11 protein-coding genes and 2 pseudogenes (1 of these 13 cut by a window edge) are annotated in these 10,204 nt (G+C 59.5%); 6 read left to right on the plus strand and 7 right to left on the minus strand.

What is annotated here, in order from left to right:
- Positions 1-67 precede the first annotated feature (67 nt).
- The 6 genes from J4G14_09205 to J4G14_09230 all read left to right on the plus strand — a co-directional run bounded on the left by J4G14_09205 (position 68) and on the right by J4G14_09230 (position 4,927).
- A complete protein-coding gene (locus J4G14_09205; protein ID MCE2457978.1) occupies positions 68-1,321 on the plus strand; it encodes a PLP-dependent aminotransferase family protein in 1,254 nt (417 codons plus the stop codon).
- A 345-nt stretch (positions 1,322-1,666) separates the two neighbouring features.
- Positions 1,667-2,317 (plus strand): hypothetical protein, encoded by a 651-nt coding sequence (locus J4G14_09210; protein MCE2457979.1) that lies wholly within the window; start codon positions 1,667-1,669, stop codon positions 2,315-2,317.
- Between the two features lie 64 nt (positions 2,318-2,381).
- Positions 2,382-3,080 carry a hypothetical protein gene (locus J4G14_09215; GenBank protein ID MCE2457980.1) on the plus strand — a complete coding sequence of 233 codons (699 nt, stop codon included), beginning with the start codon at positions 2,382-2,384 and terminating at the stop codon, positions 3,078-3,080.
- A 911-nt stretch (positions 3,081-3,991) separates the two neighbouring features.
- Positions 3,992-4,186 carry a hypothetical protein gene (locus tag J4G14_09220; protein ID MCE2457981.1) on the plus strand — a complete coding sequence of 65 codons (195 nt, stop codon included), beginning with the start codon at positions 3,992-3,994 and terminating at the stop codon, positions 4,184-4,186.
- The gene (locus J4G14_09225) at positions 4,173-4,706 is read left to right on the plus strand and encodes a hypothetical protein (protein ID MCE2457982.1); all 534 of its coding nucleotides are present in this window, start codon (positions 4,173-4,175) and stop codon (positions 4,704-4,706) included. The genes J4G14_09220 and J4G14_09225 overlap by 14 nt, the downstream gene beginning before the upstream one ends.
- 20 nt (positions 4,707-4,726) lie before the next feature.
- Positions 4,727-4,927 (plus strand): hypothetical protein, encoded by a 201-nt coding sequence (locus tag J4G14_09230; protein MCE2457983.1) that lies wholly within the window; start codon positions 4,727-4,729, stop codon positions 4,925-4,927.
- A gap of 100 nt (positions 4,928-5,027) precedes the next feature.
- On the opposite strand, the gene J4G14_09235 is transcribed toward J4G14_09230, so the two are convergent.
- The 7 genes and pseudogenes from J4G14_09235 to nirB form a co-directional block, all read right to left on the minus strand.
- Positions 5,028-5,831, minus strand: coding sequence for a transglutaminase family protein (locus J4G14_09235; protein ID MCE2457984.1), 804 nt, complete (start codon positions 5,829-5,831; stop codon positions 5,028-5,030).
- Positions 5,832-6,048: 217 nt separating this feature from the next.
- On the minus strand, positions 6,049-6,960 hold the full coding sequence (locus J4G14_09240; GenBank protein ID MCE2457985.1) for a (Fe-S)-binding protein: 912 nt from the start codon (positions 6,958-6,960) through the stop codon (positions 6,049-6,051).
- A gap of 341 nt (positions 6,961-7,301) precedes the next feature.
- Positions 7,302-8,650: pseudogene (locus tag J4G14_09245) on the minus strand (MFS transporter).
- 96 nt (positions 8,651-8,746) lie between these two features.
- A complete protein-coding gene (locus J4G14_09250; protein ID MCE2457986.1) occupies positions 8,747-9,013 on the minus strand; it encodes a uroporphyrinogen-III synthase in 267 nt (88 codons plus the stop codon).
- Between the two features lie 34 nt (positions 9,014-9,047).
- A complete protein-coding gene (locus J4G14_09255) occupies positions 9,048-9,557 on the minus strand; it encodes a uroporphyrinogen-III synthase (protein ID MCE2457987.1) in 510 nt (169 codons plus the stop codon).
- Entirely contained in the window at positions 9,554-9,913 is a 360-nt protein-coding gene (locus tag J4G14_09260) for a Rieske 2Fe-2S domain-containing protein (GenBank protein MCE2457988.1), read from the minus strand. The genes J4G14_09255 and J4G14_09260 overlap by 4 nt, the downstream gene beginning before the upstream one ends.
- Positions 9,914-9,926: 13 nt before the next feature.
- Positions 9,927-10,204 (minus strand): annotated as a pseudogene (gene nirB, locus J4G14_09265) (nitrite reductase large subunit NirB); it runs 2,149 nt beyond the window's last position.

Below are 10,204 nucleotides of genomic sequence, written 5' to 3' on the forward strand. Positions count from 1 at the left end.
GGTTCGGTTACAATTTCCAGACTGGAAAGTTAACCGCGGTCTCAGTGCCGCCGACAGTGGGGTGAACATGGACCAGAGGGAAATATCGCGTGAAGCCTGGCAGGATGTGCGGTTGGCCGACCTTGCCTCGGAGGCTGCACTCCTCGCTGGGGTTGGCGACGAGGCCGAGGGGGAGTGGACCTGGACGCTGCCGTCCGAGCACCCCGACCTCATCCCGCTGGGAGGCGGCATTCCCGAAGCGCCCACGATCCCTGTCGAGGACCTCAGGAGCGCGCTGAACGCCGTCCTGGATGAAGAGGCGGACGACGCCATGGTCTATGGCGGCTGGATGGGGTTCGATGGCCTGCGAGAGGCGCTGGCCGACCGGCAGAGCCGGATCGACGGCCTTGATCTCGACGCTGGCAACTTCATCATCCACAACGGCGGCTCCGCGGCGATGGACAACATCGCCAGGACGTTCGTCCGCGCAGGCGACGTGGTGATATCCGAGGGTCCGAGCTTCAGCGGCTTCGTCGAGACCATTAAGGCCTGCCAGGCCGAGATCATCGAGGTCCCTATCGACGAAGACGGCATCTCGCTCGAGGCCGTGGCGTCTGCCATCGCGGAGGCAGAGGCGGCCGGCAAGACTGTCAAGATGCTCTACACGATCCCCGACTACCACAACCCGACAGGCGTCACGATGTCCGAGGCCCGCCGCCGGGCGCTGCTCGAGCTGTGCGCCAGCCACCGTGTGCTGGTCGTCGAGGACGGCACCTACAGCGAGCTCCACTTCAGCGACTCGCCTCCTCCTTCGATGTACGCACTGTCCGATGGCTACGGGGTCATGCGAATCGGCACCTTCAGCAAGGTGGCCGCCACCGGCCTGCGAATCGGCTGGGTGCAGGCGAGGCACGAGTTCATAAGGGCGCTGCCCAAGGTCAGGTACGACATGGGGGCCAGCCCGATACTGCTCAGGGCGATGGCGCGCTACGTGGACGCCGGCCACCTCGAGCCCCACGTGGAGGAGATGCGCGACCTGTACGCGCTCAAGTGCCGGACGCTGTGCGACTCGCTCGAGGAACACTGCTCCTCATACGTCAGGTTCACCCGTCCCGAGGGAGGGTTCTTCCTGTGGCTGGAGTGCCTCGACGCGCCCGCGTCCGATGTGAGGGCCGCGGCTGCCGAAGAGGGACTCATGCTTGCAGCCGGAACGTCGTTCTTCCACGACCCCGAAAAGGCCCGCGACAGGTATCTCAGGCTTGCCTTCAGCAGCGCGACCGTCGCCCAGCTCCAAGAAGTCGGCCCCAGGCTGGCGACGGCGTTCGGCAAGGTTCTCGGCTGAGGCGGCTACCTGCGGCGGCCATCTCAGTTCTGCTTCACCGTAGGCTTGCTGCAGAACCGATGGGGAGTCTCGATTCTCGGTCGGGAAGTCCTCAAACAATGAGCATCGATTTGGAGAATTCACGTGCAAGAAGACGAGAGGATTGATCCCGGAGACCTTACATTCTCTCAGGTCCATGGCTACGAGGATTTACCTGGTCCGCTAGCGCTTGAGGAACTCAGTTCTGAAGCTCGGCTCAGGTTATGGGATGTTCTGTATATATTCACGCGTCGTCCTGACCCGTATAGTTCCGGCTTACAGGGTGGATGGCGGCGTATAGCTTTAGCGTTGCATTCTGAGTTTCGAATGAGACCAGTTGACGAGGTGACATACTCAAGAAGTGTATTCTGGAGCACCTACAAGCAGGGCATCTTATACGACCTCGAATTCAACAGGGTATTCGACGTATTACAGATTATCATGCGTCATCCAGAGTGCCCGTCTGAATTTACCGCCGCAGTAAAAGGCATATTTGAAAACTGTCAGCTTGCTTACTGTATTGACACGAATGGACCGCCTACAATTCTTCCCATGTCCACTAGACAGGAAGGCGAAGCATTAGGGAAAGCTATCCGTACGCTGAGAGAGGCCGGTCTTGAAGGAGCTGAGACACACCTTCGGAAAGGTGCGGAACTGATCAATCAGGGTGACTGGTCAGGGTCAATTAGGGAGAGCATTCATTCTGTTGAATCTGTAGCGCGAAGATTGACTCCCGATTCGGCGAAGACATTAGAACCAGCCCTGAGGTCGCTCCAAGAAAGGCATCTAATCCATCCGGCACTTAGGGAAGCCTTCAGTCGACTCTACGGTTACACATCGGATGAGGAGGGCATCCGCCACCCCTTGATAAACAGCTCGGATTCACCGTCAGGGCGAGATGAGGCAGTGTTTATGCTTGGAGCCTGCGCTTCGTTTGCGAGCTATCTGTGGCGTGTCACGCAGGAAAGCGACGGATGAATTGGCCCTGACAAGTATGCTGGCAGGGATTCCGCGAGAGGTTAAGACAAAAGAGGAGCCATTCGTGAAGTATACATTTCAGTACTCTCTCGAAATCGACTTCCAATCCCATGCTCTGCAGTTGCTGCCAGAAGCCGCTGGCATGGACTTCACGTATCTTGATCAGTTGCTCGATTCACTTTCCGAACTTATCAGCAACACTACTTGGCCTAGGTCGCTCCAAGGTGAGTTTCTGAACTACGTGACGCTAGACGTTTACGAATTCGGATACGCTATCCGTACTGAGGCCGCAGCGGGAAGATGGACGGTGGCTGTTTCACTCATGAGACCCCTACAAGAACGATCAGAGTATGCGCTCGCCGCCGCTATCGACCCCAGTTTCTCGGAAGATTATTTGACGCGGCTCAATACCCTGACTGAAGAAAAGTTTTCTAGGCAGCATCGAGGTATGGTAGAAGGCGCTCGTGGGAAAATAGACCAGTGGGTGAAGAAGTCACATGGGATTGATGGGCACTTCGAGGCCAGCAGGACCCTAAACAAAGTCGGCAGCGAAATGCTGCATCATGCAATCGGTCTATCTCGAGAGCACGAGGAGATCGCTAAGGCTCGTCCTGAACTTCTCAAGATGGCGACTGGCCGTGTACTAGCCGCTGTAGCGATTGTCTTGCTTGCCATCAAAGTCATCGGAGAAGCTGATACGAGTGCTTGGCGTAAGACATCTGGCATCGTAAACCTCCTCCAGGCGAACGGTAACTGCAATTGAGAAGCGAGGTTCCTAACAATTCCCGTGGTGGGCTCACGACAAAAGTGGCCAAAACATCCCGCTCAACAACCGGGCGAAAGTCACGGCCGACCCGTGAACCTAACAACCTCATGCAGAAGTGGGACCAACCCTCGGAGGATCAGGACCATACGGACCCGAGCCGCACCGACGGCTGCTCAGGACCCAGGTGAACTGCTAGTCCGCGGCCAGATTGCGTGCGGCGACCCACTCTGCATCTCAAGCACTGAGCGCGACTGTTGGAATGGTCGTCGACTGAGATTGCTACAACTCACACCCCGCGCCGCTTCCAGGGGTGTGTATTCGTACCTTTTCACCCTCTCCCTTAGGGAGCTGACAGGGGTAGGTATTCGCAAATCGTCAGTCCGGCGGAGGCGGGAATCCAGGGGATAGGGGTGTCCTTCGACAAGCGCAGGACGAACGAATTGTCGGTCTACCTACCCCTGTAAGCTCTTAGGAAGACGGGCGCCCCCGCCTGGAGTTCTTACCTGGCTGTTCAAGCATACATACCCCTGTAAGCCGCCCCGCCGGGAGCGCCCGACCGTCGACCGAGCCCCCACTTTCAGCATCTCCCGAATTGACAGTCCCTTGGAAAACTGCTAATCTCCCACACTTGTAAAGTATTGAGATAAGGTATCTACTAATTTGTTCCTGTCGGCCAGCATATAGAGACCAGACACCGACGAGTCTCCAATCGATAAACTGGTGAGCAAGTGACGGAATGTACCGGCCTGATTGATATGATATGTCAATACACCAGAGCTCTATTCTGACCATACTGGAAGGGGCTACGCGAGTGCCGGTAACGGTGTTGACGAGGTTCTTGGGGCCGGCAAGACCGGACGGCATTGTCTGCCGAATTAGCATTTGAACATCGATGCACGAGGTGAAACATGGAATTCTATAACGTGAAGACCAGGCAAAAGGTGGATATACCGGAGAGCGCCCTCAGCAAGCGCATCATGGTGCAGAAGAGCGGCAAGCATTCCTATGCGGTCACTGCGGAAGAAGGCGGCACCAGGCTGTTCAGGTTTGTCAGTAAACAAAAGTACGATGAACTGCAGGTGCCTGAGATTGAGGGCTCCTGAGGAGGTAGCATGTGGTGGTTCAAACGAGCGGTACTCCTTCAGACTTTCGCTGATGATGGACTACGAGCAGTTGGAACCAGGGATCAGGCAGTTGGTGTGGACATTAAACCAGACCGACCTTGTGGAAACCCTCTCCTCTTGTGAGGGTCACCCGGATTTGCCAGACTGGTGGGAGACAACTGGCGGAACGGCCTACGTCCTGTGCTATGTTAACCATCCCAGCGAGTGGGACTGGGTGGTGCACCGGTTACGGAAGCTGTCCCAGGACTGGAAGGATGTCCAACTGATAGTACGAGATGACCGGGAGCGATGGGAGCAGTGGCTGGGATTTCAGGCCAACCAAGCCCAACCAGAAACTGCCCGCAACGCCCTGGACCAAGCCATTAGCCAAACTAGCGAGTTGATCAAAGAGTACTTGGACGATGACATCGTTGCCCTAACCTCAGCCCGACGTGGACAGGAGGACTATGCCCTGCAAAACGGTTCTCGCGTCCTGTTGGAGGATGAAGGCCAAAGGTAACATATCGATGGAGGTATCCCGTGGAAGGACTAACTGCTTACTGCTTGCCGCTGCGCCAGATGTGCGAGATCCTGGAACCCGCTGTGGTAACCCTGAAAAATGGCCGTAAGGCGATACGGGGCCGGGCCAAAGATGCTCCCCAGTACACCATCTTCCGCATCGTGAGCGACGCTGAAGCGAAGCAGGTGGAGTCCATGCTCAGTAAACAGAGCACGACCTAGGATTACGGCTAGTCCTGGCGTTTGATCAGGTTTCGCATCCCGGAGGGCGGCAGGAGGGGCCAGGGCTGCCTTAGCCTGCACCTCCTGCCGCGCCGGCTCCTCAGTTGCTCCCCGGACGAGTATCGAGCGTCTCGACCGCCACATCCATTGCCCTGGGATATAGCGCCGGGCCAAACTGGTTGAACATAGCCACGTCGGCCGCATCACGCCCATAGCCGACGGCAACTCGCCCTCCACGCGGAACAGCCTGTGTTGCATCGAAGGTGTACCAGCGGCCGCCCACGTACGCCTCGAACCATGCGTGAAAGTCCATCGGCTCGAGCTCGTGCAGGTAGCCCACCACGATACGCGCCGGGATGGAGAGACTGCGGGATAACGCGATGCCCAGGTGAGTGAGCTCGCGGCATACGCCCTCGCGCTGCTGGTTGACCTCGACCGCCGACATCTGGAAATTGCTGGAGTCCGGGTTGAAGCGGACAGAGCTGCGGATCCACTCTACAATCCTGGCCACCTGGTCGTAGCCTGGCTGGACGCCGTCCACGAGCTCCCTGCCGAGATACATGAACCGGTCGGACTCGCAGTAACGGCTGGGAAGAAGATAGGTCAGGACCTCGTGCGGCAGATTGTGTACCTCGTCGAATGGCGCTCCAGGCGACACGTCAATGCCGTCTGCGGTTGAAACGTGCGCAGACCTGCGGATGGTGAACTCACCTGGGGGCGCTATCAATCGCTCGCACAGGTTGCCGAAGCTGTCCGTAAACTCGGTGATCGGTACGCCCGGCGTCGACGTGCAGACCTCGCTGGCCACCCACTGTTGTGCTCCGCTTCTAGGACGGAGCATCAGGATGAGGGGCGTGGGGACGCTCACGTCAAAGGTGATTTCACAACTTGTCCGGAGCCACATTTCGTCCCCCCACTTCTTGAGCCCACGTTATCACCTGACTATGGCGTGAGGATACAGGTCTGTGCTGCCGCCAGGGTTGCAGTGCTGCTGCCGTAGTTGCGAATATCGGGACCGTCGATTTCAAGGGACTTACAAGGGTGGGAATTCACAAGCCGTCATTCCCGCATACGTTCGTCCTGAGCTTGTCGAATGACCCCCGTCGAAGGCATCCTCGCCCCTACGCCTCCTGCCGCGCCGGGAACACGCGTCCGATGACCTCCCTCGCCTCCTCCATGGGGATGCCGTTGGCCACGGCGCAGGGGGCGGTCTCGGCCAGGATGGCGTCGGTGTTGCCGAGGAGGGTGTGCTTCTTGTACTGGTCTTCGTACTCGATGCCGAGGGCGCGGCCCACGAGCGTGAGGTAGTGCTCGACCCGGACGGGGTAGTCTGCTTCGAGTCCGCACATGTGACGCTGGCAGCCGTGGTAGAGGGTGGCGTAGGTGTCGGCTCCGGCGTCGATCGCCTTCTCGACCCACTGTCCTGACATCTCGTCCCACGCCTCGGGGCCCATCTGCTGGCGGACCGCGGGGGTGCAGTGACGGCCAAAGCGCTCGTCGGCGCCGATGTCGACGACGGTGACGCCTGGAAGGGCGCTGAGGAGTGTCAGGGCACTCCGGGCTTCGGCGTCAGACTGCGGGCGTCCGGTGTGGTAGTGGAGAGAGATGGTGGTCTCGGGCTGGGGCCGGAGGTCCAGCTTGTCGAGATTCTGGACCAGGTACTCGGTGACGTGCTGGAAGGGGAAATCCTCGCGCATATCCATGATGTCGTCGTAGAAGAAGATGCACGACGGACACCACATCACCACCTGCTCCGGCTGGAACTTGCGGAAGTTGGCGGCGGTGGTCTGGGCGACGGAGTTGGCCGACGCTTCGTCGCCGCGCTGGTGGTGCTGTATGCCGCAGCAGTAGGCCGCACCACCGACGGCGGTGAAGTCCACATCCAGCAGACTGAAGACATCCATGACTGTGCGCACGAGATGGGTGGTGCGCATGACGTTGCAGCCGAGATACAGCACGATGTCGGACTGCTTGACGTCGCCCTTGGGGGTGGTCAGCAGTGGACTGCAGGCCGTGGAGGACGTCGATCTCACGAAAGTAGTTGCGGTAGAAGCCGCGGTTGCTCTGTGCGCCGGCCATGTCCATCTCCTTGCTCGCGTGGGGCAGTCAGCAGTGACACTGTACCATTTCTGCTCCCATCCCCATCTGGAGCGCGGGCATCCTGCCCACATACGTTCGTCACCGGATAAAGTCCGGCACAGGCCCTAACCCTCCCCTTCAAGGGACCTGCAGGGGTAGGAATTCACAAGCCGTCATTCCCGCATAAGCAGACCTTTGCATGACCCCCTCTCCCTTGAGGGCTGACAGAGGTAGGTATTCGCAAACCGTCATTCCCGCAAAAGCGGGAACCCAGGGGCTGGGGGCATCCGTGCCCCTAGTCCCCAGCCGCGCCTTCCAACACCATCGCCGGACTCCGCCTGGAGGCGATTGCGCTCTCGACGGCCTGCCTCTCCTCCATCTCGCGGGTGGCTGAGAACCTTACGAGGAATACCAGCGCGGACGCTCCCAATACCACCAGTCCGATAATCATCAGCGCCTGGTTGGTTGCGAGCGACTCCATCCTGAACAGGAATCCGAATGCGACCGCTCCGGCATTGCCTCCCGCGCCCACGATTCCGGCTACGGAACCCAGCGCGCGCTTGTTGATGAAGGGCACCACCGAGAACGTCGCGCCCTCCGACATCTGCACGAAGAGGCTGAAGACGATCATCGCGCCGACCGCGAGGAACAGCACAGACATCTGCGAGAACACTATCAGCGCGATGCCCTCGAGCAGCAGCACGACTCCCAGGAACATGACCCTGCCCCTGAGTCCGAACTTGATGCCGGCCCTGTCCCCAAACATCCCGCCGAGTGTACGGGCGAATACGTTCATCAGCCCGAACATGCCCGCGATCAGGCCCGCCGTTCCCACGCTCAGATCGAACTGGTCATGGTAGTAGAGCGCGGCTATGTTGTTGATGGTCAGCTGATCAGGAACAGAGCCCAGACCCTGTAGTCCATTGCGGCTTCGACGAACGTCCCCTTGACGGCCGCTGCCGATGGCATCTTGCCCTCAGCCCTGAGCTTCGCGTAGTTGCCTCCGGGCGAGTCCTGCGTGAGCAGGAAGTAGGCGATGCCCACGAAGAGCAGCGCGACGCCCGGCACGACCATCGCGACCCGCCATCCCACGACTTCTCCGACGCCGAACATCAGCACCGCCGCCAGCACCAGGGGCATGGCCATCTGTGTCACGCCGCCGCCCATGTTGCCCCATCCAGCCGTCGTTGCGTTTGCCGTTCCGACCACGTTTGGCGCGAACATCACGGAGGTGTGGTACTGGGTGATTACGAACGAGGCTCCGATGACGCCGATGGCGAGACGGAACAGCAGGAAAGTCTCGTAGTTCTGGGCCAGCCCGATAGTCGTTACAGGAATCGATCCAAGCACCAGCAGTCCGCTGTAGGCCAGGCGTGGACCTATCCGGTCGCAGAGCCAGCCGATCAGCAGCCGGGCGATGATGGTGATAGCTACCGAGGCGATGATCGTGTTGCCGATCTGGGTCTTGGTAAGGCCGAGATCGTCGCGGACTATCGCCATCAGCGGCGCGATTCCGAACCATCCGAAGAACGCGAGGAAGAACGCGAACCACGTCAGGTGGAACGTCCGCATATGAGGAGCCGCGAAGCTGAATAGGTTGATGCCGGGTGCTTTGGTGTGTGTTGTCGTCGATGCAGTGGTCATTGTCGCCCCTATGCGATTCATCTTTCGGTTGGAAATGGACAAAGTTCGAGTACGGGATCGTGCCGTGAAAGGCGAAATCGATTGCAGAAAAGCGTCTTACGGACGCGGGGTTCGAACCTTTAAGAAGTACTCGGACAGGTCGGCCACCATGTGGCCCATCTTCGGATGCTGGGGCACCACATCCGGGGTCACTCCGTAGGAGGCAAGAGCCCTGGCGCAGGTAGGGCCGACCGCCGCCACGACTGTCGTTCTCATGGTCGCGGCCAGCACCGAGTCGAATCCGCGCTGCTCCGCTATCTTGAACATGTGCTTCACCTGTGCCTGGCTGGTGAACGCCACGGCGTCCAGCTCGCGCTTCAGCACGGCGCTTATGAGAGATTCGAGAGGCTCGGTGTCTTCACAGCTCGTAGAGTTCGGAGCACGAGGCAGCCAGGGTCTCAGTCAGCGCCTCGTTGCGTTCTCCGTAGTTGATCAGCGCGACGCCACAGCCGGACAGGTCGAACCGATCCAGCGTCTCCAGCAGCTCATCGGTCGTATACGGCGATTCGACTTTTACCGGAGTGAGAATGCCGGCCTTCTTGAACGCGGCAACGGGCTTCGGTCCCCTTGCGACGCAAACGATTTTTCGCAGGCCTGTTAGCAGCTCGGACTCCCTGTCCAGCTTGGCGGCTTCCTTGAACAGCGTGGAGACTCCCACACCTGTCTGGGCCACAACGACCTGGAGCTCGCCGTCCCTTATTCCGTCGATCAGATCGCCGACCATGTCAGCGCAGTCGACAGGGGCCTCTCGCAGCGCGGGCGCAGACATGACCTCGGCACCGCGCTTGCGGATGAGGTCACCAAGCTGGCTGGCCATTCGAGACTCCAGCAGGCCTATGCGCTTGCCTTCCAGGGAGTGGTCTGTCACGAGTGACCTCCTGATCTCACTCTTCTTTCAATCGTTACTCTCAGATTCCTGCTGTCATCGATCTCCAGTGTGTATGTCTTCAGCGCTTTGCACTCATTCCCAACGGGTTCGCCTGTTTCGAGATCGAACTTGTACGAGTGCAGGGGACAGTGGAGCTCGCCGCCGCCGGTGATTCCGTCGGCAAGCGGACCTGCGCGGTGAGGGCACAGCGCCTGTGTCGCATAGACCTCTCCGGACCGTGTCCTGAACACCGCTACGGGTATGTGCCCGACGTTGATCCGGCGTCCCTCTCCGGGAGGGATCTGGTCCACCGGTCCCAGGTCGTAGGTCTGCGGGCTGGTCTGCTTCGTCTTCATCATCTGCATACCCTCAGCCGGACACCGCAACGGGAGCGCTTACAAACTGGTTCTCGTGCACCGGCTTCTCGCCCTCTTTCCATGGGTCGAAGTACGCGTCGACCGAGGACTGGATGTCGGTGTCGAGGCTGTCTGCCGAGCCATCGAGGTCGTCCATGATGACCTGGCGAATTCGCTCGACGCCGATCCGCTCGACGAACCCGTAGGTGCGTTCCAGGTACCTGGCGTTCTCCCTGTAGTACTGGAGGAACCTGCCCATGTACTTGATGACGTCAGTGGGGGAGTCGACGA

Source organism: Dehalococcoidia bacterium, from assembly GCA_021295915.1.
Lineage (GTDB): Bacteria > Chloroflexota > Dehalococcoidia > Lucifugimonadales > UBA1123 > VXRN01.